The organism is Nocardioides sp. JQ2195, assembly GCF_012272695.1.
Taxonomy (GTDB): domain Bacteria; phylum Actinomycetota; class Actinomycetes; order Propionibacteriales; family Nocardioidaceae; genus Nocardioides.
Window position 1 is genome coordinate 2,328,958 of the sequence record NZ_CP050902.1, and the last position, 25,026, is coordinate 2,353,983.

A 25,026-nucleotide genomic window follows, 5' to 3' on the forward strand; every position below is an offset into this window, starting at 1 on the left:
GGGGACTCAACTGATGCCCGGAGGCTGCCCCCGACATGTTCCGTTTACAGCGGCACTTCCTGGAGGCGTCTTACCGCCGCCAGCGGGCCCCACGGCGCCGCTTGTCCGCCGACCGTCCCGCACGACGCCTACGCCTCACCAACCAGTGATAGAAGGGGACGTCGCCCAATAGAGGGACGCCAGACGAGGTGGATTCTGTCAGCGCAACGCAGGTCTGATGTCATATGCTGGACGACACGTGAGTCCGGAACGCCGGACCCCGAACTGCGGAGGGCGGCATGCGATGGTGGCCGCCGCGCTGGCCCGGACGGCGTCGCGCGGGCCCGGCTGAGCCTGGGTCGAGTGCGGCGGCCGGGCGTGCCCTCGTACCGGTTCAGAACTCGCCTAGCCCTGTACAACACCGCGCGTCTGATCCGATGTTCGGTCGCGAAGCAGAACTCGACGAGCTGACGGCTCTGACATCGCAGGCGGTGCTCATCGTCGGTGACAGTGGGATAGGCAAATCCCGCCTCCTCGAGGCCGGGCTGGCACGGCTGGCCGAATCCTCGACTCGCCCTGAGGTTATCTGCTCGACGCGTGTCCAGTTGACCCGTCGACCGGGCGCACTCCAGGGTGCCCTCCTCGAAGCGCTGGGGCTGGCAGTCACGATGGCCGAAGCCGCGGAGGGCCCGGCACGTCGCTGGGAACGCATCTTCCGTGACACCCTGGCTCAGGTTGCACAGAATCGTGTGCGCGACATGGTGGCTGGAGCTCACGGATACATGCTCGGTATCATCCGTGCCCGGCTCGGCGATCCAGTGGCAGACCTGATCGCCGAAGTCGGAGATCAGCTGAGCTTGTCCGCAGCCGACCGGCTGTCGAACCAGATCGCCGCAGCCTCGGACCCCGACGCGCTCCAAGCCTTCAAAGAACTCGCCTTCTGCGCGAGCTCACTCACTGATGGACCACTCGTGCTCGCCCTGGACGCGGTCGAGCGGATCTCTGATGACGACTTTCGCATGCTGCTTGACCTGGTCGAGGACCTCCCTCAGGGTGTTTTTCTACTGATGGCGCACGCCAGCCGCGCCGCAGACGACCTGGCCCGCATTCGTCAGCTCGACGAGGTCGGCTCAAAGGCGACCGTTGCCGCAGCCGGCAACGATGACGATCCAGCGCCTCGCGCGCTACGGGTGGTCTCCCTTGCGCCCCTCCCGACGCCCGTTGTCGCTGGGTGGATGGAACACGTGGGACTCAACTGGCGCGCAGCCGAGAGCTTGCTCGAAGACGTCTTGCACACCACCGGTGGCTATCCATTGTACGTCGACCAGGCGCTGCGGGCGCTCGCAGCCGGACGCGACCTCGGCACGGTTTCGGGAGAAGATGCGTTCGTTTCCCGCAGCCAGCAGAACTACGCCGCGCTCCAGCTCGACGAACAGCAAGTGGTCACGCTGCTCAGCGCCTTCACTGATCCACCGGACCTCCCGATCGTCCTCGAGGTGACTGGCTTAGACGAGGTTCGATGGACCGTCATGGAGCGGCGCCTGGTCGAGGCGCGTGTGCTGGTCACTTCGGTACGCGGTCGACCTTGGTTCCATGAGCTGGGTCGGCGCGCGATTTGGACCTCGATTCTCAGTTCGCACCAACGGGGAGCCAGTGCCACCGTCGCGGCGAATGCCATCCTCGCATCAGCCGATGCCGCTGGCTCTAGCTCCATCCAGGACTGCATGGACCTGGCCCGTCTAAGCCGTGACGCACCGAACGTCGCGTCGGCCCACGAAGCGCTCGCCGAGGCGCTGGACTTGGTGTCCGAGGAGCTCGCGCTACTGGCCGCGATGGTCGAGCTCGAGGAGGACGGCAACCAGGGTGCTCTCTCGCTCGACCACCTGGTGCGGCACGCTCGACACCGGTTCGGCTTCTCCGGCCCGGTCGGCACAGTCGTGAGGGATCTTGAGGATAAGCGGCTCGTGGTGACCGCAGAGAACGACGACGTCGTGATCGCCCTTCCGGTGTGGCGTTCTCCAGCCGCAAAGATGGCTGTCATCGGCCGCATCGCGACCGATCTTGGTAGAGGTCCCATCCAATCGCTGGCCTCCACCCTGTTCGAGGAGTACGTGCGTCCCTTGCTGGGCGAGTTCCACGCCGGTTCGTTCGGCGTGGGCAGCCCGAGCGTCACCGAACTGGGTCGGACTCTCGGCCAGATGGAGTACGACCGGGCGGTCGAGGCAGGCGTGGAGCATGTCAGCCGCCACGATCGTCCCGGCCTGGTGATCCGACCGCGGCTCGGTGACCTGCGCCTTTACGGGGCTGTCAACTTTCCGTCGACCGAGCTTCGCGATGCCGCACGCCACCAGCTCGCTTCGCTGCCCGACGACGTGCATGGTCTGGGGGAACCACTGCGGTTCGAGGTCATCCTCCCGTGGCCGGCAGAAGGTGATCCGTTGCCCGCCCTACGATTCACCCGCGCAGCTAAGCTCGCAATCGGTGAGGATTTCAAGAATGCATCTCACTTCACCAAGGCAAAGTCACTACCACCGATGTCGACTGTCGCCGCCGAGCTCGAGCTAGAGCTCGACGCGTGGAGGATCGTCCGCGAGCTGTCGTCGCCAACCGAGCGTCTCGCGATGGACATTGACCAGCCGTACGGGCTGGTGCTCGTCGGTGATGAGACGCAGGCGTGGGTCGGTGAGGTTCGGGGAGCCGATGACCTGATCGATCTTGGTCCGCCGCCGGGTACCCTGACCTCGAAGCGGATGTTTCTTCAACTGGAAGAGTTGGCGGGCCTCCGGGATGACCGACACATTAGCCGGGTGCGGTACCGGGGCGGAACACCCAGCAACCCGGTGCCCTCCGTTCTGTCTGCGACTCACAAGCGGCTTCAGGCGTTCAACAAGGCCCAGCGCATCGGGTACCGCCTGCAGATTCCCGACGACGTGGGACTCTTGTCGGCGATGCTCAATCGAGCGCACCAACAGCGCTATGACGACGCGATCGCGCTCGTTGATGCCGGCATTTTGCCTCAGGATTCCGATCGGAGGTTTGGCCGAGAGGTCTTCGCGATCATTCGTCGCGAACGGCCAGGCGATCGGCTGCGGGGCTTCGAGCACAGCCTAGAAACGTTATCGATCCCGTCGGAATCGGCTCCCGGCGAGGTTTATCTCATGATTACGGACGAGCCGTCCCTATCCGTCGGCTTCCCCGACGTGGAGGAATTTGGTCGCTGGTTCCACATCCCCGAATTTGACCCGATGCGCGCGACTCGAACTAGTGGGAGGCTCAACGGCGCCTTGGCCGACGCTCTTGGCTACGACGAGGTTAGGCTTCCGCAGAGCTACTGGACGTGACGCTGCGGTGGCACAATCCGAACGTTCAGGAACTGCGTCATTCCACCGCCATTGACGTGCCCTCCGGCTCGTGCCGAGCGCGTCATGATCGACCACCAAACGCTTCAGGTGAAGAACCCACCATGGGTCTCATCCATCGCCAGCTGGCGCCTGAGGGCAGGATTCGAAGGCCACGCCAGATCCCCTACGACCGTGCGGCTCTGCCCAGCGACCTCACCGCCCCACACCGGAGTCTCGGTGATCGAAGGCCCGGCTGGGTGAAGGCACGACTCGCGCCTTCGATCGCCCAGTCAGTTGCAGGGAGCACCTTCACAACAGGGCCGGATCCAGCCACACCCGTCACAGCGCTCGTGGGAGGTCTCCCAGCGCATCAGCGTTCCGCAGTTGGGGCAGGGCTCGGTGAGGTCAGCCATGACGGCCACGTTAGCTCCGCGCGTGAGCGTGCGCCGGGCGACACGGCGTACGTCGTGGGGTGCAGATGAGGCAACGGTCCCGATCGGACCAGTGCGACGGGGCCGAACTTCCCCATCCCGTCGGTGTCGGTTCTCTCGGTGCTTCTTGCCCTGACTCGGGGCGCCCATAATGAGCCACGTGCCAACCGTCGATCCCCACGAGACCGTCTCCGGTTTGCTCTCCCACCTCGAGCCGCGCGATCGCGAAGCCGCCAGGTTTGCCAGGCTGCTGCTCGCGTCCGGGTGGGAGGTCATCACCTGCTGGGGTCCGGTCCAGATGGATGTCTGGGCCCTCGAGCTCGCGCGGGGCGACATTCGCGTCCGCTTCGGGATCGAGCGTGGTGTGAGCGACGGAGTCCTCGTGCGACACCCCGGTGGCCAAGAGCCGCTCGGCAGAGTCGTGGAGCGATGGGCCGCGACCCGCGGCATCGATCAGCCCCAGCTCGTCCCCCACGGTCTGCTCGCGCTGGCCACCCTCGACGTTCCTGACCAGTGATGTCGCCTCCTGCTCACCGGGTCGGAGCGGCCTGCGGGGTCGCCGAGGCCGCTGGCGTCCCGTGCGACGACCTGAACACGGTGTTGACGACATGGCGAATCATGGCGGTGAACACCAGGAGCCAGACGCCGAAGGCCACCCACAGCTCGCCGCGGCCGATCGCCTCGACCACCGGCAGGTCGTCCGCCTTGCCCAGGTAGATGCCCGCCACGGCGTACATCCCGAGCGGGAACACCAGGCTCCATAGCGTGGCGTCGTACCGCAGGGGGATGCCGCGCCGGACATGGCGCCACCAGCCGGCCGCGACGAGCACCGGGATCAACCACGTCGCGAAGGCCCAGAACACCACGGCCACGCCGGCGATCAGGTCTCGGGTCACCCGCACCATCGGCGCGTCGGCCATCTCGACGATCCGAGCGCCGGCGAGCACGGTGATCGCCAGCGCGCCCATCGAGACCCAGTAAGGCGGCGTCAGCTCCTCAGGCCCGAACGGATAGAGCATCAACCGCAACGCGACGAACACGCCGACCGCCGCGTAGAGGAAGACTCCCACCGACCACGACACCACGGCGAGGAGCGCGAGCTCGCGGCGGCCCGACGCATAGAGGGGCTCGATGGTCGCGGCGGCAGTCGCGACGGACTGGCTGGCGACCACCCAGATGAACCAGGTGCCGTTGGCCGAGGCGACCACCGGGCGCTCCTGCCGACCGAGCACGGCGGTCCACGGGACCACGTAGCCCAGGACCAGCCAGACCACGCCGGCGGCCACGAGCAGGGCCGCGGTGGCGCCCGGCCAGTCCGCGAGACCGAGGCGGACTCCCAGCACGTTGGTCCCGGCGACGAAGGTGAAGAACCCGAAGGCACGTCGCGGATCGGTGAAGTCCTCCACCACGGCGGCCCGGTGGCGCAGGAAGCGGAGGACGGTCAGCACCACGAGGACGACGTACGCCGCGGCGCACACGCCCAGCAGGACACGGGACAGCACGACGAGGTCCTCGAGGTGCATCCCGACCGACAGGATCCCGGAGGCCATCACCAGCGCGAAGTATCCCGGGGTCAGGCCCTCGAGAGCCTGGGCGAACCGATCGCGGACGTGGGTCACGCCTCCATGTTCCCCGACCCCGTGGGGCCTTCGTCAACCACACCCAGCTCCTCCTCGAGCGCGGCCCGCAGCTCGGCGAAGTGCCGTTCCGCTCCGGCTTCCTGATAGCTCGACGTGTCCGCCATCGTGAAGCCGTGCTCCGCACGCGGATAGATCGCGCTGCGGTGGCGTACGCCGGCCGCGGTCAGCGCCTCCTCGAAGGCGGCGATCTGCTTCGGCGTGTTGGACCGGTCCCCGGCGGCGTGCCCGGCGAGCACCAGCGCCCGCACCTGCGGAACCACCAGGTGAGGGCTGTCGGCCCCCTCGACCACAATGCCTCCGGTGTGGAACATGCCCACCACGGCCACGTCGTCGGGCCGGTGGGCCGCCGTGCGGAGCGCCAGCCGACCACCGAAGCAGTAGCCCGTGGTTCCGATCGGGCCGTCCGCGACCCCGTCGGCCTCGCGCAGCACCGAGAGCCACACATCGGCGTCGGCGTCGATCCGCTCCGGGGCCATCGACCTCACCCGTCGCATCACCCCGTTGGCGAAGAAGGCCTTCCGGTTCTCCGGGACCGTGAGGTCCTGCTCGGGGGCGAGGTCCGCGGCGGCACCGTCACGCCAGAAGACGTTGGGCGCCAGGACGACGTAGCCCCAGCTGGCGATCCGCTCGGCCATCCGCTCGATCTGTGGTCGAAGCCCGATGGCGTCCATGTAGAACAGGACCCCGGGCCCCCGGTCGCCGGCGAGGTAGGCCTCGGCCTCCTCGCCGCCGGGCATCGTGCAGAAGATCTGTGCACCCATGGGGCCAATCTAGCGATGTCAGTCCGCTGGCACGCCTGGACTCACGCAGGGAGACCTCAGTGCGCGTCGAGCCACGTCACGACGTCCGCGAGCACCTGGTCCTTCTCGGGCTCGTTGAAGATCTCGTGGTAGAGCCCGTCATAGATCTTCTGGGTCTTGTCGGTCGAGCCGATGGCGTCGTGGATGAGCTGTGCGCCGGCGGGGTCCGCCAGCCTGTCGTCACCGCCGTGGAGGACCAGGGCCGGCAGGGTGAGCGCGGGGAGACCCGCGGAGACGCGGTCGATCGCGACCAGGACCTCGGCGCCCGTGCGCGCGCGGACCTTCCCCGTGTAGACCAGTGGGTCGGCACGGTAGGCCTCCACCACCTCGGGGTCACGACAGATGTTGTCGATGCCGAGGTTCACGAGGGCGAGGTTGGGCAGCAACCTCGACAGGAGCGGCGCCGCGAGCCGCTCGAGCCTCGACCCGATGCTGGGGTCGATGGCGGCTCCGGAGAGCACCACGCCGCTGATGCCTGCCTGCCCCTGGGTCACGAGGTAGTCGAGGCTGAGCAGGGCGCCGAGGCTGTGCCCGATGATGAAGACGGGCACCCCCGGTCGTGCCGCCTCGGCCATCCCCCGCAGCGCGTGCACGTCGGCGACGAGTGCGCCCATCCGGCCGATGTTGCCGGGCGTGCCTGCTGACCGGCCGTGCCCGTGGTTGTCGAGCGCATAGACCGCATAGCCCGCGTCCACCAGCCTCGCAGCCAGACCTGCGTAACGCCCGGAGTGCTCGGCCACCCCGTGCACGACGAGCACCACCGCCTTGGGCGTGCTCTCGGGCAGCCACGCCTGCCAGTAGCTCTCCCCCAGCGCACCGGCCAGACGGCCCTCTTCGCATGTCATCACCGCGCCAGCCTAGCGATGCGCCGGGCCCCGTGAGTTGGGGTTCGATCATTTCAGGGACTGGGAATAGATACCCCCATAGGGTATGTTCGACGGACATGGGCGACCACGCAGACCACCCTGAACACCACGCAGACCACCACGCAGACCACCACGAGGCTCACGACGGCCACGGCGGCGTCAACGCGATGGCCGTCTCCGCCACCCTGCACTGCCTGACCGGCTGCGCCATCGGTGAGATCGCCGGCCTCGTCATCGGGACCGCCGTCGGCCTGGCCATGGGCTGGACCATCGCACTGTCGATCACCCTGGCGTTCTTCTTCGGCTATCTCCTGTCCACCCTCCCCCTGCTGCGGGCCGGGCTCGCCATCAGCACCGCCCTGGGCGTCGTGCTCGCCGCCGACACCCTCTCGATCCTGACCATGGAGGTCGTCGACAACGCGGTGATGGCGCTCATCCCTGGCGCGATGGATGCGGGGCTGGTCAACTGGATCTTCTGGGTCAGCATGACGATCGCCTTCGTGGTCGCCTTCCTCGCTGCTTGGCCGGTCAACCGCTACCTGCTGCAACGTGGCAAGGGGCACGCGCTGACCCACGAGTTCCACGGCGCCGCACCCGCTGCCGGCGTACGCCGTCTCGTCCCGGAGCTGCGCACGTCGACGCTGGTCGCGGTCCTGGTCGCCTTCATGCTGGGTGGACTGATCGTCTCGATCGCCGCCGAGCTCGGCGCCTGACTCGTCCGACGACTCGTCCACCCGCACCGTGTGGCCGTCGGCGGGCACACTGACCGCTGTCGGAAGCACGGTCGGGTCGCACGGTCAGGTCGCGGCGCCCTGGCGGCTACTGGTCGGGAAGGCGCAGCTCCGGCTCCCCACAGTGCGTGCACGCATATTCTTCGGCACAGGGCTCCATGTCGTAGTGGACCTCCACGAGATGCCAGTCGTGCTCGTGGGCCGAGGGCTCGGCCGCGGCCGAGGCGACCGCCTCGACGGGCCCGCCGCCGGACAGCAGACCTTCGGGTTCAGTCCCTTTGCGCACCATGCCTCCTCGGAGTTCGTCGACCCGGTGCCCAAATGTCGCGATTCCAAACGGGTGCAGCCCCGGATCGCACCATCACGGCGGATCCGACGGCCACCAACCCGGGCTGCCCCTGTCCCCAAGGTGCGCCCGACGCCCGCGCTCCGAAGGACTCAGACCAAACCGCTCACCCGGTCGATGAGGGCGAGGCTCGGGAACTCGTCCTGACGGATCTTGTCCATCAACGCCTCGGCATACGCTGCCACGTGCTCCGGCCCCATGGACTGCTCGATCATGTCGAGCATCGTGGTCGACGGATAGGTGTCCCTCGAGATCCGATCGATGAGATGACCCACCAATGCGTCGCGGATCTCGCGCTGCTGCTGCTGCCACTCCTGCGGTTCCATGTCTCCTCCTGGTGGTCCTGTCGTTCGTGCGTGGTTCGTCGTGTCCGTCAGCCGAGGCGCCGGCGGGTGCGGCGTACCTTCTTCTTGCCGGAGTGCATCAACCCGGACGCCTTGCCTGCGGTCTTGCCGGAGGCCTTGCGCCCGCGCTTGGCGACCGCGGCGACCCCTGAGTCGACCGCGGAGGCGGCTCGCTTCCCACGACGGCCGGTGGTCTTCTTGAGCTCGTCGACGGGGTGCACGACGGCGCGGGGCAGCATGAGGCGTACGGCGAGGGCGAACAGCCGGCGCGCCAGCATGAGCACCGGGATGCCCAGCGGAAGCAGGATCACCGTGACGCAGAGGACCACGCCGACCAGGCCGACGACTGCGGCGAGCAGCCACAGGACGGCGCCCAACAAGCCTCGCAGCACCCTCATGGCGACACCTCCTCGGTGATGTTCATGGCTCGAGCAGGCTGCCCAGCGGCCCGAGGTCGATGTTGAGGTCGGCAGCAGTGAGGTCATAGCGGGACTTCAGGTCCTCCATGGCCTCCTCGAGGTGCATCAGACCGGTGCCCAGTCCTTCGATCTGCTCCTCGGAGAGGTCACCCTCGTCGACGCGGCGCAGCGCCTGCTTCTCCATCAGCTGGCGGACCAGCTCGATGATGGTCAGCACCAGCTTGAACAGGTCACGCTCGACGGACTCGGGATCGGTCTCGAGACGCTGGGGCAGCAGCGACGGCTCGCGAGTCATCGCGTCCTCACCATGTCCGCACGCACGCTCGTGATCAGGGCGTGGAGCCGCACCTGGACCAGGTCGACCCCCGAGAGCGAGATGACGACGTCCCCGGCGAGCACCACGCCGGTGCCCAGCAGGCGGTCGAGCAGATCCACCAGGGCAACCTGCCCCAGGGCACGGGAGCCGTCCCCGACCCGCTCCGGGGCCTGCTCATCGACAGAGGTGGTCATCATTGCTCCAGCATCGCGAAGGAGTACGGCGGCCACGGCCCCGCGCACGTGATCTCCACCGAGGGGTGGGCCTCGGCCAGGTCGCGAACCCGTGAGTCCACGAGGTGCCCGTCGTCCGCGTCGATGAGGTAGGCGCCGTTGAGCAACATGGTCCCGGCGTGGCCGGTCAGACGGGGATCCTGCGGGTGCAGGCGTCGGCTCGCGACGGACATCGCCGACAACGCGTCGTGGATCTCGTCACCGACCTGTGCCGCGACCGACTCGGCGTCCGACCGAGCCTGGGTGGCCGCCCGCTTGCGCCTGAGGTATTCGGCGCCTCCGAGCCCTCCGCCCGCCGCCACGCCTGTGGGCTCGCGTTCCGCCGGCGGGGCGAACACCTTCACGCTCCACTCCAGACGGCCCTCCACGTTGGCGAGAACCTGCTCGAGAGCGGTGCCCCACTCGTCCAGCCGCTGACGCACACCCTCGTCGTCGAGGCAGATGGTGGCGATCCTCAAGGGCGCCGTCGCACCCAGCGCAGTCACCGCCTGGATCACCGCATCGTGCGTGCGGGCCACCTCCTCCAGCCACTCGAGCTGCTCGAAGTTCTCCCGCAGGGGCTCCTCGCCGTACTCGTCGAGGTCCACGTCGCTGACCACGGCCGCCAGGCCCTGGTGCTCAACCACGTCGAGCCGGGCTCTCCCGAGACCGGTCGTCCCGCTCAGGGCGCTCGACGGAAGTCTGCGGGTTATCGCATACAGATAGCGAGCCGTTTCACCCACGGCGTTGTCCCTCCTTGGCTCCTTGCTCCGACGTCTCCTCGCTGCCGCTGCCGCCCTCCAGCGCCTCGAGGCGCTCGCGGAGTGCGCGGTTCTCCTCGGCGAGGGCGTTCTCACTCGTCGTGAGCATCGGATCGTTGCGCCACCAGTCGATGCCCATCTCCTGGGCCTTGTCGACGGAGACGATCAGCAGTCGGATCTTGATGGTGAGCAGCTCGATGTCGAGCAGGTTCACCCGGATGTCACCCGCGATGATGATGCCCTTGTCGAGCACACGCTCCAGGATGTCGGCCAGGTTCGCCGGTTGAGGTCGGTTGCTCTGGCCCATCGGTCCTGAGTAGCGCGGCTGCGGGGTTGGTGAGGACTCGGTCATCGCGACTCGTCCCCCACGTTGCCGCGGACGTACCTCTGGACCCGGCGGTAGCCCAGCAGGTCTCCGCCCGAGTCGACCTCCACCTCGTAGGTGGCCAGGACGTCGGTGGTGTTGGGGATGCGACGGAGCTCGACCACCTCGACCATGACGGCCCATCCGTCGTCCGTGCGCTCGAGGCCGGCCACCCCCTCGGGTTCCTTGCCCGTGAGTGCCAGCAGCTGTTGGGCCGCCAGCTCAGCGACGCGGCTCGCCGAGGCTCGTCTGGGTGCCTCGCTGCTCGGAGCCGCGGCCTTCCTGCGCGTGCCGGCCTCGGAGCTGGCGGACTTCTTGCTCGTGCCGGCCCCGGAGCTGGCGGACTTCCTGCTTCCCGACGGACTCTTCCGCGCGGTGGTCGCCTTCTGTGCGCTGGGCTTCTTCTGGGTTGGCATGCTCAATCCTCCCGGTGACGGTTCTGCCCGGCCATGAGACGTTCGATCAGCTCGTCCTCCCATGCAATTGCGTCGTCCTCGCTCAGCTCACCAGCCGCTCGGCGGCGATCGACCTCCTCGAGCTGCGACCGAATGGCGGCGGGATCGTAGAACTGGTCCTCTGCCTGTTTCAGGATCTGCTCGGCAGCAGCGACCGTCCCCCGCAACGGTGCGAGCGGCAGGCCGAGCAGTCCCGTGATCAACCCCATGGCGCCCCTTCGACGAAGTCGTAGGGAGCCACCGGGCCCACCAGGCTCAGGTGGATGCGCTCGTGCAGGATCTCGGCCAGGTCCTCGAGGCGGTCCTCGAAGTCGGCTCGCCGGTCGTCGTCGACCAGGCAGGTGAGATCGACGACCGCCTCCAACCCCGAGCCCGCGGTCACGTTGACGGCGACCGTCAACGGGGCGACGGCATCACAGACAGTCTCGGCATCGACGTCGCGCTTGGCCTCCATCTCCTGGGCAACGAGCTCCCCCAGACGCACGAGGTCGCCGTACACCGCTTCCTCGGGCTGTCCCTTGGTCCGCGCCCGGAGCTCTGCGACGGCCGGATCCGTGGCGACCACCTCCCTCAGCACCGTGTCCGTCACGTAGGTGGCGCGCACGGTGAACTGGCTGCGGCCCTCGAGCTGGTCGAGGAGCTCAGTGAAGTGTCCTTCGTTGGGCGCCAGGAAGTCCTCGACGACGCTTGCCTCGTCGGGCATGAGCGACCCGAACTGCACCGGCACGACCACCCCGCCGGCGAGGAGGTCGTCCACCACACGGCTGTAGGCCATGAGGTCGGCGCGTCTCCCCGGAGGCCGATCCACCGCGACGTCGGCGACCACGGCTGCCACCGCCCCGTGGACGAGCAGCCGCAACGGCGCGTCGTCGATCCCGACGGCGTCCATGGCAGGACGATCCGCTCCGCGCACCACCGCGTACACCCAGCATCCTGTCTGCTGTCGGACGTCGGCGGCCATGGCCATCCCCGTCACGCCTTCTCAGCACGTCGACGCGGCGCACGCTTGACCGGGCGACGGGACGACTCGTCATCGTCCTTGTCGTCGTCGTCCTTTCCGGTCAAGGCCTTCTTCGCACCTTCGACGGCGCCCTTCACCTTGCCGCCGGCGCCGCTCTCCTGCATGTTGCCGATGAACTCGTCCAAGGGCTTTCCGCCGCCGTGCTCGATCAGGTCCAGACGGTTGGTGGCCTCGGCGAAGCGGAGGTAGGTGTCGACACTGGCGATGACGATGCGAGCGTCGATGGTGAGCAGCTCGATGCCCACCAGGGAGACGCGGACGTAGGCGTCGATCACGATGCCCTTGTCGAGGATGATTTCAATGACGTCCGCGAGCCCACTCGGGGCCGGGCGGTCGAGGTATCCGCCGCCACTGCGACGGGACATGGTCTGGGTTGTCATGGAGTTCTCCTAGAAACTGGTGAGTGAAGTGATGGGGGGTCAGGACTTGCGGCGACGACGCGATCGAGGCTTCTCTTCTGGTTCCTCGTCGCGGATCTCGTCCTCGTCATCCACCTCGCCTTCCTCGTACTCCTCCTCGGGATCTGCTTCCTCCTCGCCTTCCTCCTCCACTTCTTCGTAGTCGTCCTCGTCCTCACCCTCGGGCTCTTCGTCGTCGGGCTCGGCCTCCTCGGGCTCCTCGTAGTCGTCCTCGGGCTCGGCCTCCTCGGACTCCTCGGGCTCCTCGTACTCCTCCTCCGACTCCTCCTCGGGCTCCTCGTAGTCGTCCTCGGGCTCAGGCTCCTCGGACTCGTCGGGCTCCTCGTACTCCTCCTCGGGCTGCTCGTCGGACTCTTCGTCCTCGGGCTCCTCGTAGTCGTCCTCGGGCTCGGCCTCCTCGGACTCGTCGGAGTCCTCGTACTCGTCCTCCGGCTCCTCCTGCTCGTCCGGCTCCTGCTCGTCCGGCTCCTGCTCGTCCTGGTCCTGTTCCTCCTGCTCCTGTTCCTCCTGCTCGACCACTTCTTCGTGCGACTGGACGACCTCGCCGTCCTGGATGACTCCGCGCCATCCCTCGACGTCGTCGGGCTCCAGGATCGTCCGCGTCATCACGTGACGCCGGAAGTGCCGCAGCTCTGCACGGGCACGCCGTCCCTGTGCCTCCCAGATGTTGCCCGTCTTCTCGAACAGGCCCTGGGGGTAGTACTCGAGGACCACCAAGATCCTGGTGAGATTCGGCCCGAGCTCGTGGAAGGTGACCGCGCCGTCGACGTGGCCCTTCTCGCCCTTCGACTTCCACACGATGCGCTCGTCAGGAATCTGCTCCAGGATCGTCGCCTCCCACGTGCGGTGGCTCAGGAAGATCTGGGCCTTGAACGTGAGCTTGGTCTCCTCCTCGGCCTCGACGTTCTCGACCTTCTTCATGAAGCTGGGGAAGGCACCGAACTCGGTCCACTGGTTGTAGGCGACGGAGATCGGCACACCGACGTCGATCGACTCGATGATGTTCGTCGACTTGGCCGCCTTCGATCCACCGCCGCTCTTCCCACCGCCGCCGGTGACCTTGTCCTTGATCCCGGAGAAGGCTCCCTTCACGGCGCCGGCGACGGGGTTGTCCCCCTCGGCCTTGGCCTCCGCGCCCTTGCTCACGGCCTTGCCGATGGGGCCTCCGTCGGCGATGTCCTCGAGCTTGTCCGTCAGCCCGCCGACCTTGTCGGTGACTGTGCTCAGTGCGCGCTCGCCGACCGTCTTGAGCAGGTCGGACGACACGTCCTTCAGCTTGTCCATCGCTGGGTTGGGTGTCTTCGCCATGGCAGATCAGCTCCTCGATCCGGAACGGCTGGACCGGCTCGAGGAGCCGGACGTCTTCTTCGCCGCGCTCTTGCGGGCGGGGCTCTTCTTGGCTGTGCTCTTCTTGGCCGCCGAGGGAGCCTTCTTCGCTGCCCTCCCCGACTTCTTCGCGGCGGTCTTCTTGGCCGGTGCGGACTTCGCCGCGGTCTTCGCCGTGCTGGTCTTCGCAGTGCTGGTCTTCTTTGGCGCAGACGTCGCGCCCGAAGCCTTCTTGGCCGGTGACTTCTTGGCGGCCGATGAGGTCTTCTTGGCGCCGGCGCCTCGTCGCCCGGAGGCCGCCGACGTGGCCTGCTTCGTGGGGCGTCCGGACGGCGAGGACTTGGACTTCGTCGGTGCCGACTTCCGGGGGCTCCTGGACGAGGACCTGCGCGAGCGACGAGGACGCTCGGGCTCCTCCGGCTCGTCCTCGGGTTCCTCACCCTCGTCCGTCGGTTCCTCTGGTTCCTCGGCTGACTCATCCTCGGCCTCGTCGCCCTCGTCGGGCTCCTCCGAGTCCTCCGGTTCCTCCTCCGAGTCCTCGGGCTCCTCGCCGGCGTCGTCTTCGTACTCGTCGTACTCGTCAGTCTCGTCGTCACCGCCGTCATCGCGAAGCCTGGAGCTCAGGAGCTCGAGACGCGAGGTCGCCGTGGTCAGCGCCGCAGTCTTCGCAGCGTCCATCAGCCGGCCGGTGATCTGACCCTGGAGCTTCTGCAGCTCCGGGTTGTTGTCGACCAGCTTCGAGCCCTGCGCCAGCAGGGCGCGTGGATTGGTTGCCACTCGTTGGCCGGCGAGAAGACTGCCGACGGTGAACGCGAGCTTCAACTTCTTGGTGCGGCCGAGAAGATACCCACTGGCCACACCAATGGCGATCTTGGTCGTTGCAGACATGCGTGCTCCCTGAAATTCCTCGATTCATGGATCCCGACTTCCGGGCATCCTCGTGATCTCCCTCACGCCGCGGTACCCACATTCACGGGCTGCACACGTCAGGTGCCGAGGAGCCGCAGTTCGTTGACCGAGCACGACGGCCGGTAGATTCACCGGGTGCCTGACACCCGCCCCCGCCGTACGTTTGCCGTCATCAGCCACCCGGACGCCGGGAAGTCCACGCTGACCGAGGCCCTGGCCCTGCATGCCCGGGTGATCAGCGAGGCCGGTGCCGTGCACGGCAAGGGCGACCGTCGTGCCACCGTGTCCGACTGGATGGCGATGGAGAAGGCGCGCGGCATCTCGATCACCTCCGCCGCGCTGCAGTTCGTCTACCGCGACCACGTGATCAACCTGGTCGACACCCCCGGGCACAGCGACTTCTCCGAGGACACCTACCGCGTGCTGTCCGCCGTCGACTCCGCGGTGATGCTGGTCGACGCCGGAAAGGGGCTCGAGCCGCAGACGCTGAAGCTCTTCCGGGTGTGCGCCCTGCGTGGCATCCCGGTGATCACCGTGATCAACAAGTGGGACCGCCCGGGCCTGTCCGCACTGGAGCTGATGGACCTCATCCAGGCGAAGATCAACCTGCGACCCACCCCGCTGACCTGGCCGGTCGGTGAGGCCGGCGACTTCCGCGGCGTCCTCGATCGCCGAACGGACGAGTTCATCAAGTACACCCGCACCGCAGGAGGTGCGACCATCGCCCCCGAGCGCCGGATGGATGCTGACGAGGTGGGCGACGACGACCGCGATGTGTGGACCACGGCCGTCGAGGAGCACGAGCTGCTCGCGCTCGACGAGGCCGACCACGACCAGGAGCGCTTCCTGGCCGGCGAGACCACCCCGGTGATGTTCGCCTCCGCCCTGCAGAACTTCGGTGTCGCGCAGCTGCTCGACCGGTTGCTCGACCTCGCTCCAGCGCCGCACGCGACCGAGGGTGCCGACGGTGCCGTGCGCGATGTCGACGACGAGTTCAGCGCCTTCGTGTTCAAGGTGCAGTCGGGGATGAACACCGCCCACCGCGACCGCCTCGCCTACGCCCGCATCGTCTCCGGCTCCTTCGAGCGCGGCATGGTGGTCACCCATGCGGCCACGAAGAAGCCGTTCGCCACGAAGTTCGCCCAAGCCGTCTTCGGCCGCGACACCACCTCGGTCGAGACCGCGGAGCCCGGCGACATCATCGGGTTCGTCAACGCCCAGGCCCTGCGTGTCGGCGACACCGTCTACGTCGGCGACGCGATCGCCTATCCCCCGGTCCCGTCCTTCGCCCCCGAGCACTTCGTCTCGGCCAGCGCCAGCGACATCGGCCGCTACAAGCAGTTCCGTCGCGGCATCGAGCAGCTCGACCAGGAAGGCGTCGTCCAGGTGCTGCGCTCCGACCTGCGCGGCGACCAGAGCCCGGTGCTGGCCGCGGTCGGACCGATGCAGTTCGAGGTCGTCGAGGACCGGATGACCAACGAGTTCAATGCCCCGATCCGCTTCACCCGGCTCGACTACCAGGTCGCCCGACGCACGGACGCCGCCGGCGCCACCGCGTTGGCCGGCATGCGCGGGGTCGAGGTCCTGCAACGCTCCGACGGCACCCACCTGGCGCTCTTCGTCGACCAGTGGCGCGCCAAGGTCACCGCGCGCGACAACCCCGAGGTGATGCTCGAGGAGCTGCCCGCGGGCGGCTCCGCATGATCCACCGGGCTCGTCGGACCAAGCCATGAGAGCCGTGGTGCAGCGGGCCTCGTCGGCATCGGTCACCGTTGCCGGCGAGGTCGTCGGACACTTCGACGGGCCGGGGCTGGTCGTGCTCCTCGGCGTCACCCACGACGACGGCCCCGACGACGTCGCGTGGCTCGCGCGCAAGGTGCGCGGCGTCCGCATCCTGCAGGACGAGAAGTCCGCCTCCGACGTCGACGCGCCGATCCTGGTGGTCAGCCAGTTCACGCTGTACGGCGAGGCGCGCAAGGGCCGCCGGCCCACGTGGGCCGCGGCCGCACCGGGCGCTGTGAGCGAGCCGTTGTACGACGCGTTCTGCGGTGAGCTCGAGTCCCTCGGGTCACGCGTGGAACGAGGTCGCTTCGGAGCCGACATGGCGGTCTCCCTGGTCAACGACGGACCGGTCACGCTGATCCTCGACTCACCCTGACTCCGGGGCCGCGTGCCTGTGGGTCAGGAGCTGGCGGGGCCGCGTGCCTGCGGGGCAGCTTGCCTGCGCGTGGATGTGCCTGCGGGGCAGCGTGCCTGCGCGTGGGTGTGCCTGTGGGTCAGGATGCCTGCGCGTGGGCGTGCCTGCGGTCGGGATGGTTGCGGGTCGGGCGAGCTCCGCGTGCGGACCGGGTGCGCTCTGCGACGATGAGGGCATGCCAGGAGTCGGCCGAGCGTCACGGTGGATCGTCCTCGTCGAGGGCGCCAGCGACCGGGCGGCGCTGCTGGCGTTGGCGGCACGCGACGGCCGAGACCTGGCGGCCGCGGGCGTGGAGATCGTGTCGATGGACGGCGTCACCAACACTCGCGCCTTCGCCCGGCACTACGGCCCCGGTGGGGACGACCTGCGCCTCGCCGGGCTCTACGACGCGCCCGAGGAGGAGTTCGTGCGCCGCGGGCTCGCAGCGGCCGGGCTTCCGGTGGCGGGACGCCCGGCGGCCGGGCTCCCGGCGGCCGGGCACTCGGGGGCCGGGCACTCGGGGGCCGGGCACTCGGAGGCCAGAGTCTCCGAGGCGTTGCAGGTCGGGTCACGGGACCCTGATGCCCTGGCCCGGTTGGGATTCTTCAGGTGCACCCGAGACCTGGAGGACGAGCTGATCAGGGCCGTCGGCATCGACCAGGTCGAGGCAGTCATCGAGGCCAACGGCGAGGGCCGGTCGTTGCGCCTGCTGACCCAGATGCCGGCCCAGGCCGGGTGGACGCGCGAGGAATTGCTGCGGCGCTTCATGACGTCTCAGTCGGGCCGCAAGGCTCGGTACGCGCAGCTGCTGGTCGATGCTGCTCCGGCCGACCGGGTGCCGGCGCCGTTGCGGGACCTCCTCGCGTGGGTCTGCGATGCCCCTCCTCGTGAGGAGGGCGCCGCCCGCTGAGGTCCCCCGTGCATGACGAGCCCCGGAGCAGGGCTTGCGAGACGGGGCTCACCGGTCGCGAACGAAGTCGAGCATTCGCTGGGCCGGAGGAGGCAAGGGCACGTCCGTGCGCCAGGTCAGGCCGATCGTGCGTCGAGCGGCCGCTGAGTCGAGCTTGATCCCCACGGTGCCCGAGAGCCCGGCGAACTGCTCGGGAACGATTGCCACCCCCAGCCCGGCGGCGACCAGGCCCTCGATCGTGGCCAGGTCCGTGCTCTCGAAGGAGATAGGCAGCACGATGCCCGCCTCGCGCATCAGGTCCTCCACCGCGGCCCGATAACCGAAGCCACTGGGCGTGGTGACCAGCTCGTCGCCGGCCAGGTCGGAGAGCGCGATGCGCTTGCGGCGCCGCAACCGGTGCTTGGCAGGCACGACGACCACGAGGCTCTCGCGCTGGACGACATGCCACCCGAAGGCGCCCTCGGGCCGCATGGAGGTGATCGCCAGGTCGGCCGCCCGGGACGCCAGGTCGCCCACGATGTCGAGCCCGGACTCCTGGCGGAGCACCACGCGCACCCCCGGGGCATGGGCGTGGAAGTCCCGCAGCACCTGTGGCACGAGCGACGTCGCCATCGAGCTGACGAATGCCAGCCGCACCGTGCCGGCATCGGGATCGTGGCGGGCCCGCAGCTCGTCACGCAGGAGAGTGTGGCGTCGCACGATGTCGCGAGCGGCCTCGACCACGAGCTCCCCGTCAGGCGTCGCCACGACCCCGGACGGCACCCGCTCGAAGAGCCTCGCGTCGAGCTCGTCCTCCAAGCGCGACAACGCGCGCGAGAGCGTGGGCTGGCTCGTGCCGATCACCGCTGAGGCGTCGGTCACGTTCTCGTGCTCGGCGAGGAGCAGCAACCACTCGAGATCACGCAGCAACATGGAGTGATCATACGGAATGCGCATGATGATTGCTCAGGCTTGACATTGGACGCATGACCCGCGCGGCCCCATGGTGGTCGGGTGAGCACCACGACGCCTTCCATCCGCGACACGACGCGGGACGAGCAGCCGATCTTCCTCGGCCACTCCCCCGGAAGCCTCGGCTACCGGCGCATCATGGTGGCGATGTTTGCCGCCGGGCTGGCCACCTTCGTGCTGCTCTACTCCACACAGGCGCTGCTGCCGGCCTTCGGGCGTGAGTTCGGCGTCTCGCCCAGCGCCAGCACCCTGACCGTCTCGCTCACCACCGCTGCCCTGGCCCTGGCGCTCCTGGTCGCCGGGCCGGTCTCGGAGATCGTCGGGCGCACGAGGTTGATCCACCTCTCGATGTGGGCCTCGGTGGTGGTCGCCGCGGCCTGCGCGCTGGCTCCCAACTGGTCCAGCCTGGTCGGCCTGCGCATGCTGGCCGGCTTGGCTCTGGCCGGACTGCCGGCCGTCGCCACGGCGTACCTCCGCGAGGAGCTGCATCCCTCCGCCCAGGCCCGTGCGGTCGGCCTCTACATCGGCGGCACCGGCATCGGCGGGATGGCCGGACGCCTCGTCACAGCGCCGATCGCCGACGTCGCCGGCTGGCGCTGGGCGATGGGAGCGGCTGCCGTCTTTGCGCTGGTCTGCGCAGTGCTGGTCGGCGTGCTCCTGCCGGCCTCCCGCAACTTCCACCCCTCGCCCGCCAGTCGCGCCACCCTGGTCCGGATGGCTCGCGACGCCCTGACCGATCGCGCGTTGCTCGCGCTCTACCTCCTCGGCGCGTGCGTGGTCGGCACCTTGGTCGCCACCCTCAACGCCCTCGGCTTCCGGCTCACCTCGTCACCGTTCCACCTGAGCCTGGGCGCGGTCGCGTTGATCTACCTGGTCTACGCCCTGGGCACGGCGAGCTCGATCGCCGCCGGCCGTCTCTCGGATCTCCACGACCGCCGCGACGTGGTGCCGTTCGGTTGCGCCATCGCGCTGATCGGCGTCGCGCTGACACTGAGCTCCGTCCTGCCCGTGGTGGTCGTGGGCATCGCGCTGATCACCATCGGATTCTTCTGGATGCACGGCATCGCCAGCAGCTGGGTGACCGTGCGGGCCCATGCGTCCGGCGCCAGCACGAGTCAGGCGGCCTCGTTCTACCTGTTCTCCTACTACGTCGGCTCGTCGGTCTTCGGCAACCTCGGGGCGACCGCTTGGACCCACGCCGGCTGGCACGGCGTCGTATTGCTGACCAGTGGACTGCTGCTGGTCAGCGCCGCGCTGATCGCCTTTCTGCGCCACGTCCCAGCGCTGGCGCCTGCTCAGCACCGGACACCCGCGGCAGCCTGACGTCGACCGGGCTCGGGTCGGGCCACCGCTGCCTGGAGGTCCCGCGGCAGCCTGACGTCGACCGGGCTCGGGACGGGCCACCGCTGCCTGGAGGTCCCGCGAGAGCCTGACGTCGACCGGGTTCGGGGCAGGGCACCGCTGCTTTGATGTCCCGCGGCAACCGGGCCCCGACCTGGAGGCAGTCCCCGGTTGAACAAACGTTCATTCAAGATCGATCTTGAATGAACGTTTGTTCAACGCGATCGGGGGTCTCGGCGCCGGGTCGGTCCGTGACCCACCGGCCCGGGGTCAGGCCGCGACCGGAGACAGCTTCGGGTCGTCCTGCCAGACCTCGCCGTGACGCGAGGCGTCGTACGACGTGTGGTCGAGCAAGCCTTCGCGCTTGGCCACCAGCGTCGGCACCAGGGCCTGGCCGGCCACGTTGGTCGCCGTGCGTCCCATGTCGAGGATGGGGTCGATCGCCAGCAGCAGACCGACGCCCTCGAGCGGGAGACCGAGCGTCGACAGAGTGAGCGTCAGCATGACGGTCGCGCCGGTGACACCAGCGGTGGCCGCCGAACCGATCACCGAGACGAAGACGATCAGGACGTAGTCGGTGAGGGCGAGGTCGACGCCGAAGAACTGGGCCACGAAGATCGCCGAGATCGCCGGGTAGATGGAGGCGCAACCGTCCATCTTGGTGGTCGCACCGAGCGGCACCGCGAAGGACGCGTACGCCGGCGGCACCCCGAGGTTGCGCTCGGTGACGGACTGGGTGACCGGCATGGTTCCGATCGACGAGCGCGACACGAACGCCAGCTGGATCGCCGGCCAGGCGCCGGAGAAGAACTGCTTGATCGACAGGCCGTTGGCGCGCAGCAGGATCGGGTAGACGACGAACATCACGAGCGCGAGGCCGAGGTAGATCGCTCCGGCGAACGTGCCGAGCGAGCCGAGGGCGTCCCATCCGTAGGACGCGACCGCGTTGCCGAGGAGGCCGACGGTGGCGATCGGGGCCAGCAGGATGATCCACCAGAGCACCTTCTGGACGATGGCCAGCGCGGAGCGCACGACCACCAGGAACGGCTCGGCCGCCTTCCCCACCTTGAGGGTGGCGATGCCGACCGCGATCGCGACGACCAGGATCTGCAGCACGTTGAAGGAGAGCCCGACGGAGCCGTCGCCGTTCGCGCTCGCCTCGAGGCCCATCACGTTGGCGGGGACCAGCCCGGTGAGGAAGTCGAGCCACGAGCCGGTGGTGCCCGGCGCCTCGGCGGCTGCCTCCGTGACGCTGGTGTGCTTGCCCGGCTCGAGCACCAGCCCGAGCACGATGCCGATGGAGACCGCGATCAAGGCGGTGATCGCAAACCACTGCAGGGTCTTCCAGGCCAGGCGGGCAGCTCCGGTCACCTCCCGCAGGTTGGCGATCGAGGCGACGATCGCCAGGAACACCAGAGGTGGCACGACCGTCCGGAGCAGCGTGACGAAGGTGCTGCCGACGGTGGTCAGCGTCTCGGTGAGCCAGTTCGGGTCGGTCTCACCGGTGGCCGCATCGACTCCGTCGGCGCCCATCGAGCGGGCGACGAGGCCGAGGATGACACCGACCACCAGGCCGATGAGGACCTGGACGCCGAAGGAAGGGAGCCAACGCCGACGCTGCTTGTCGGGTGTGGCGGTCGTGCTGCTGGAGCTCATGGAGGAGGCCTTTCACTGCGGCGGACGGCGCACCTCTGGCTGCCGTGGCGCCGCGTCCAGTTCGAAGGAGGGACGGGCAGGGTGATGCCGAGGCGCAGCGATCGACACACGGACCTACCGTGCGTGGACGGGGCAGCGCCTCCGGCTCAGCGACAGCGAGTGCTCTGGGTGCGTTGGAGGTCGACGACGAGGCGACGCGTCAACAGCTCGCCCTCGTCTCGCTTCTCTGCCTGCACGTTGGCTGAACCAACCACTGCGACCCGACATTCCCGCCACCCGATGTGATCCACGCAGCACTCACGGAACGCCGGGTCTCCGGGTCGCCGGGTTGTCAGGGCGTCGGGTAGTCAGGGCGTCGGTTGGCAGGTCGCCTGGGTGGTCTACTCGCAGCCGACGCCGTCGCCGTCACGGTCCAGGTGCGACCCGTAGCCGGGGCCGCCCCGGCGCACCGGCGCCGCACCGGCTGCCCGCGCAGCATCGCAGTTCTCGAAGTAGACGGAGACGAGCGGCTTCGGCTTCGGCTTCGGCTTGGGCTGCTGGGAGGGTGCGGCGAGCGTCGCGGCCGGTGTGGGCTCGGTGGTGTGCGTCTCGGCGGGCGCGCCCGGGTCCTTGATGTCGTGGTCGACCTCGGTGGCCGCCCCCCAGGTGTCCTCCGGCAGCACCTGGTCGATGCAGCCTTCCAGGACTCGGGTGATCGCGTCCCTCTCGGGAGCGGTCACCCACAGCCCGTACTTCTGCTTGACCGCCACCTGCCGGGCGACGTACTCACACCGGAACGGCTTGTACGCCGGCAGCCAGGTCGCCGCGTCGCCGTCACCCTTCTGCCGGTTGGCGCTGGCGTCGGCCGGCAGCAGGTTCAACGGGTCGTTCGCGAACGCTGCCCGCTTCCTGATGTCCCACCGAGCGGCACCCGTCGCCCACGCGTTGCCCATCGCGACCACATGGTCGATGTCGATCAGGGTCCCGTCGCCGTGGCGGTAGTCGATGGAGCGGCCGGTGTAGGGGTCGGCGTACACCCCGGTGCCGACCACGCAGCCGTTGGACTCCAGCGCGACGTCGGTCAGCAGGTCGCCGAGCACGTCGTTGCGGGTGTCGCAGCCGTTCCGGTCGGCGTCGAGCCAAGCTTGTCCGAACCGGGCCCGGTCGTAGCCCGTCATCGGCGCCCGCCCCTTGAGCGCGAGCAGGGCCAGTGCCGCGAGGGCGGTGTCCTCGGCCTCGTCGGTGACCGGTTCGACAGGAGCGCTGGTCGTCTCCTCCGGCGGCGGAGCCTGTGACGTGGACGCAGCGGTGGTCGGTGCACTCGGGCTGGGGGTGGTGCTCAACCTGACCTCGGCACTCGAGCTGGGCCCTCCGTCCGCTTCGCTCGGCGCGCAACCGGTCAGCGCGACGGCAGCAACCAGCGCGCCCACGGCGTACTTCAACATCAGACCCGACCCCCGAATGCAATCCCTTGGGCACAAGCATGCCTGTGCAGCCGTGTCTGCGCTGGCGATTCACCGAACCGGGAGGAGCATCATTGGCGAAACCGGGAACGAACGCCCCGACTCGGTGGACAATCGGCGTGAACCGGCCGTGGCCAGCAGGACAGAACGCCAGCAACCCAGAAGGAATCGACGTGAGCCTCCAGCACAACCTGATCGACCGGGGCAAGTGGTACTACACCCTCACCATCGCGTCGTGCGGCCTCTTCGCGTGGGTTCCCTTCCTCCATGCCGCCTCGCGGTTGAAGGGTCGCGGTCTCGGACGTCTGGCGGCGATCTTCGGTGCCGGCGCGGCGATCTCCACGATCCTGATCTCCGCGGCGCCGAACGACCCCAACGGCGATCCGACGGGTCCGTTGTCCACCGTCGGCGCGATCCTGACCTTGGCACTGATGATCTTCGCCTGCGTGAAGCTGAGCCCGATCCGAGCCGAGATCTATCCGGACCGGTATGCCTACCGGCCCGCCCCCGTGGTCGATGCTTCGATCCAGAACGCCTTGGCGGCCCGTGAGCACCGGGCGAAGGCCAGACAGATCGCGGAGAACGACCCCTCGTTGGCGCGCGACCTGCGGATCGGACGGCCCGACCTGCAGCGCGAATACTACGACGGCGGTCTGGTCGACCTGAACAACGCCCCCAAGGAAGTGATTGCCAAGCACTGCGGTCTCCCCGATGAGGCCGCGGAACGCATCGTCAGCCATCGGGCGCTCTACTCGGAAGGCTTCTCGAGCGTCGAGGAAGTGATCGTCGTGAGTGATCAGACGGCCACGCACGCGGGCTTCCTGCGTGATCGCGGAGTCGTGCTCCCCCGCTGACCCACGGCCCTGCGTGTCGGCCCCCTGGTCCTCTCGGGTGGTCCGGCGGTTCGCTGCGCCTTGTCCACAGGCCGCTGATCGGGACTTCCGCCACCTCTTCGATGTGCGTAATGTGCAGGCGTTGCCTGATTCTCGGGAAGGTGAAGATCGTGGGCGTTGGTCGATCAATGGCCGCGGCGGCACTGGCCGTGGCCTTGCTGGGGCTCGCCGGGTGCTCCGACGACGACGCGAACGCTGACGACGAGCCGTCATCGACGATGACGCCCACGGCATCGACCAGCCCGACGGCCTCCGAGTCGTCCACGCCCGAGGAGCCCACGCTCCCGGAGTGGCCCGCAGCCGCCGACGGCACCGGCGACAAGGCCGCCCGCGCCTTCGCACGCTACTGGCTGGAGATGGTCAACTACGCGCAGTCGACCGGCGACACCGCGCCACTCGAAGATCTGCACACCCCGGAATGCAGCGCCTGCACGAGCGGAGTCGACCAGGTCAAGTCGGACTGGAGCCATGGCAGGACCCTGCGGGGAGGCGAATATCGAATCGATCATCTCGGAACCCGGCGATCTTCAGAGAAGCTGATCAACATCGCTGAGATTCGCGCGCAATATTCCAAACAAGAGAAGATCTCGCGCTCAGGGAAGGTCCTTGAAGTCATAGAGCCCGCACGAGTGGCCTATCGCTTATATCTACGCAGGGACGGCGGCAGATGGGTGGTTGCTGCTTTGGAGGTCTGGCAATGAAGCCATCCGGGGCGCGACTAGCGGCAATTCTGCTCTTCAGCTCCATCATCTGGTCTGCAATCTCATTGGCGCCAGAGTCGTCGTCCGCTCTGGAATGCCCACCTGGAACCACGTCCGTCGCAGTCAGCCTTGAGGCCAGTGCATCCTCATCATCCTTCGCAGCGGGAGGCCTTTCGCAAACCCAAGCCGTTTGTCGAACGATCAAGACACTCAACACCGCTGATGCCAGCACAACCGCAGCCCCGAATCCGTTCGCGAACCTTGGAAACATCATGT

At 68.4% G+C, this 25,026-nt stretch carries 28 protein-coding genes; 9 read left to right on the forward strand and 19 right to left on the reverse strand.

Annotation, left to right across the window (positions count from 1 at the left end):
* Positions 1-278 precede the first annotated feature (278 nt).
* Both ncot_RS11010 and ncot_RS11015 read left to right on the forward strand, forming a co-directional pair.
* The gene (locus tag ncot_RS11010) at positions 279-3,320 is read left to right on the forward strand and encodes an AAA family ATPase (RefSeq protein ID WP_346766619.1); all 3,042 of its coding nucleotides are present in this window, start codon (positions 279-281) and stop codon (positions 3,318-3,320) included.
* Between the two features lie 591 nt (positions 3,321-3,911).
* On the forward strand, positions 3,912-4,268 hold the full coding sequence (locus ncot_RS11015; RefSeq protein ID WP_168617646.1) for a hypothetical protein: 357 nt from the start codon (positions 3,912-3,914) through the stop codon (positions 4,266-4,268).
* A 13-nt stretch (positions 4,269-4,281) separates the two neighbouring features.
* Here the strand turns inward: ncot_RS11015 and ncot_RS11020 are convergent, their stop codons facing one another.
* From ncot_RS11020 to ncot_RS11030, 3 genes are read right to left on the reverse strand one after another with little or no spacing between them, the layout of a single operon-like run.
* On the reverse strand, positions 4,282-5,370 hold the full coding sequence (locus ncot_RS11020; RefSeq protein ID WP_168617647.1) for a tellurite resistance/C4-dicarboxylate transporter family protein: 1,089 nt from the start codon (positions 5,368-5,370) through the stop codon (positions 4,282-4,284).
* Positions 5,367-6,152 carry a dienelactone hydrolase family protein gene (locus ncot_RS11025; protein ID WP_168617648.1) on the reverse strand — a complete coding sequence of 262 codons (786 nt, stop codon included), beginning with the start codon at positions 6,150-6,152 and terminating at the stop codon, positions 5,367-5,369. The genes ncot_RS11020 and ncot_RS11025 overlap by 4 nt, the downstream gene beginning before the upstream one ends.
* A gap of 56 nt (positions 6,153-6,208) precedes the next feature.
* The gene (locus ncot_RS11030; protein ID WP_168619305.1) at positions 6,209-7,036 is read right to left on the reverse strand and encodes an alpha/beta hydrolase; all 828 of its coding nucleotides are present in this window, start codon (positions 7,034-7,036) and stop codon (positions 6,209-6,211) included.
* A gap of 98 nt (positions 7,037-7,134) precedes the next feature.
* Between ncot_RS11030 and ncot_RS11035 the strand changes: the two genes are divergently transcribed.
* Positions 7,135-7,770 (forward strand): DUF4396 domain-containing protein, encoded by a 636-nt coding sequence (locus ncot_RS11035; RefSeq protein WP_240937869.1) that lies wholly within the window; start codon positions 7,135-7,137, stop codon positions 7,768-7,770.
* A 106-nt stretch (positions 7,771-7,876) separates the two neighbouring features.
* On the opposite strand, the gene ncot_RS11040 is transcribed toward ncot_RS11035, so the two are convergent.
* The 13 genes from ncot_RS11040 to ncot_RS11100 form a co-directional block, all read right to left on the reverse strand.
* Entirely contained in the window at positions 7,877-8,077 is a 201-nt protein-coding gene (locus tag ncot_RS11040; RefSeq protein WP_168617649.1) for a hypothetical protein, read from the reverse strand.
* Positions 8,078-8,226: 149 nt separating this feature from the next.
* On the reverse strand, positions 8,227-8,460 hold the full coding sequence (locus tag ncot_RS11045) for a hypothetical protein (RefSeq protein WP_168617650.1): 234 nt from the start codon (positions 8,458-8,460) through the stop codon (positions 8,227-8,229).
* 47 nt (positions 8,461-8,507) lie between these two features.
* The gene (locus tag ncot_RS11050; RefSeq protein ID WP_168615748.1) at positions 8,508-8,876 is read right to left on the reverse strand and encodes a hypothetical protein; all 369 of its coding nucleotides are present in this window, start codon (positions 8,874-8,876) and stop codon (positions 8,508-8,510) included.
* Positions 8,877-8,898: 22 nt separating this feature from the next.
* Positions 8,899-9,192 (reverse strand): gas vesicle protein K, encoded by a 294-nt coding sequence (locus ncot_RS11055; RefSeq protein ID WP_168617651.1) that lies wholly within the window; start codon positions 9,190-9,192, stop codon positions 8,899-8,901.
* A complete protein-coding gene (locus ncot_RS11060; RefSeq protein WP_240937870.1) occupies positions 9,189-9,410 on the reverse strand; it encodes a gas vesicle protein in 222 nt (73 codons plus the stop codon). Before ncot_RS11060 ends, ncot_RS11055 begins: the two co-directional genes overlap by 4 nt.
* Complete coding sequence (locus ncot_RS11065) at positions 9,407-10,168, reverse strand: GvpL/GvpF family gas vesicle protein (RefSeq protein ID WP_168617652.1); 762 nt, start codon at positions 10,166-10,168, stop codon at positions 9,407-9,409. Before ncot_RS11065 ends, ncot_RS11060 begins: the two co-directional genes overlap by 4 nt.
* Complete coding sequence (locus ncot_RS11070; protein WP_168617653.1) at positions 10,161-10,493, reverse strand: gas vesicle protein; 333 nt, start codon at positions 10,491-10,493, stop codon at positions 10,161-10,163. The genes ncot_RS11065 and ncot_RS11070 overlap by 8 nt, the downstream gene beginning before the upstream one ends.
* 41 nt (positions 10,494-10,534) lie before the next feature.
* Positions 10,535-10,966: a gas vesicle protein gene (locus tag ncot_RS11075; protein ID WP_206064942.1), complete on the reverse strand. Its 432-nt coding sequence runs from the start codon at positions 10,964-10,966 to the stop codon at positions 10,535-10,537.
* A gap of 2 nt (positions 10,967-10,968) precedes the next feature.
* A complete protein-coding gene (locus ncot_RS11080) occupies positions 10,969-11,214 on the reverse strand; it encodes a gas vesicle protein GvpG (protein ID WP_168617655.1) in 246 nt (81 codons plus the stop codon).
* Positions 11,205-11,972 (reverse strand): GvpL/GvpF family gas vesicle protein, encoded by a 768-nt coding sequence (locus tag ncot_RS11085; RefSeq protein WP_346766643.1) that lies wholly within the window; start codon positions 11,970-11,972, stop codon positions 11,205-11,207. The genes ncot_RS11080 and ncot_RS11085 overlap by 10 nt, the downstream gene beginning before the upstream one ends.
* A 5-nt stretch (positions 11,973-11,977) precedes the next feature.
* The gene (gvpJ, locus tag ncot_RS11090) at positions 11,978-12,391 is read right to left on the reverse strand and encodes a gas vesicle protein GvpJ (protein WP_206065369.1); all 414 of its coding nucleotides are present in this window, start codon (positions 12,389-12,391) and stop codon (positions 11,978-11,980) included.
* 54 nt (positions 12,392-12,445) lie between these two features.
* Positions 12,446-13,753, reverse strand: coding sequence for an SRPBCC family protein (locus ncot_RS11095; RefSeq protein ID WP_168617658.1), 1,308 nt, complete (start codon positions 13,751-13,753; stop codon positions 12,446-12,448).
* A 6-nt stretch (positions 13,754-13,759) separates the two neighbouring features.
* Positions 13,760-14,659 (reverse strand): histone protein, encoded by a 900-nt coding sequence (locus ncot_RS11100; RefSeq protein WP_168617659.1) that lies wholly within the window; start codon positions 14,657-14,659, stop codon positions 13,760-13,762.
* Positions 14,660-14,815: 156 nt separating this feature from the next.
* Here ncot_RS11100 and ncot_RS11105 point away from each other — a divergent pair, with 156 nt between their 5' ends.
* The 3 genes from ncot_RS11105 to ncot_RS11115 all read left to right on the forward strand — a co-directional run bounded on the left by ncot_RS11105 (position 14,816) and on the right by ncot_RS11115 (position 17,766).
* Positions 14,816-16,384 (forward strand): peptide chain release factor 3, encoded by a 1,569-nt coding sequence (locus ncot_RS11105; RefSeq protein ID WP_168617660.1) that lies wholly within the window; start codon positions 14,816-14,818, stop codon positions 16,382-16,384.
* A 25-nt stretch (positions 16,385-16,409) separates the two neighbouring features.
* Complete coding sequence (dtd, locus tag ncot_RS11110) at positions 16,410-16,838, forward strand: D-aminoacyl-tRNA deacylase (protein WP_168617661.1); 429 nt, start codon at positions 16,410-16,412, stop codon at positions 16,836-16,838.
* Between the two features lie 214 nt (positions 16,839-17,052).
* The gene (locus ncot_RS11115; protein WP_168617662.1) at positions 17,053-17,766 is read left to right on the forward strand and encodes a TOPRIM nucleotidyl transferase/hydrolase domain-containing protein; all 714 of its coding nucleotides are present in this window, start codon (positions 17,053-17,055) and stop codon (positions 17,764-17,766) included.
* Positions 17,767-17,814: 48 nt separating this feature from the next.
* On the opposite strand, the gene ncot_RS11120 is transcribed toward ncot_RS11115, so the two are convergent.
* Positions 17,815-18,678: a LysR substrate-binding domain-containing protein gene (locus ncot_RS11120; protein WP_168617663.1), complete on the reverse strand. Its 864-nt coding sequence runs from the start codon at positions 18,676-18,678 to the stop codon at positions 17,815-17,817.
* An 81-nt stretch (positions 18,679-18,759) separates the two neighbouring features.
* Between ncot_RS11120 and ncot_RS11125 the strand changes: the two genes are divergently transcribed.
* The gene (locus tag ncot_RS11125) at positions 18,760-20,040 is read left to right on the forward strand and encodes an MFS transporter (RefSeq protein ID WP_206064943.1); all 1,281 of its coding nucleotides are present in this window, start codon (positions 18,760-18,762) and stop codon (positions 20,038-20,040) included.
* Between the two features lie 288 nt (positions 20,041-20,328).
* Here ncot_RS11125 and ncot_RS11130 read toward each other — a convergent pair whose 3' ends face one another.
* Positions 20,329-21,714: a dicarboxylate/amino acid:cation symporter gene (locus tag ncot_RS11130; RefSeq protein WP_168617664.1), complete on the reverse strand. Its 1,386-nt coding sequence runs from the start codon at positions 21,712-21,714 to the stop codon at positions 20,329-20,331.
* Between the two features lie 380 nt (positions 21,715-22,094).
* A complete protein-coding gene (locus ncot_RS11135; protein ID WP_168617665.1) occupies positions 22,095-23,138 on the reverse strand; it encodes an excalibur calcium-binding domain-containing protein in 1,044 nt (347 codons plus the stop codon).
* A gap of 191 nt (positions 23,139-23,329) precedes the next feature.
* Between ncot_RS11135 and ncot_RS11140 the strand changes: the two genes are divergently transcribed.
* A complete protein-coding gene (locus ncot_RS11140; protein WP_168617666.1) occupies positions 23,330-24,010 on the forward strand; it encodes a helix-hairpin-helix domain-containing protein in 681 nt (226 codons plus the stop codon).
* A gap of 140 nt (positions 24,011-24,150) precedes the next feature.
* Complete coding sequence (locus ncot_RS11145) at positions 24,151-24,750, forward strand: DUF6318 family protein (RefSeq protein WP_168617667.1); 600 nt, start codon at positions 24,151-24,153, stop codon at positions 24,748-24,750.
* Positions 24,751-25,026 lie beyond the last annotated feature (276 nt).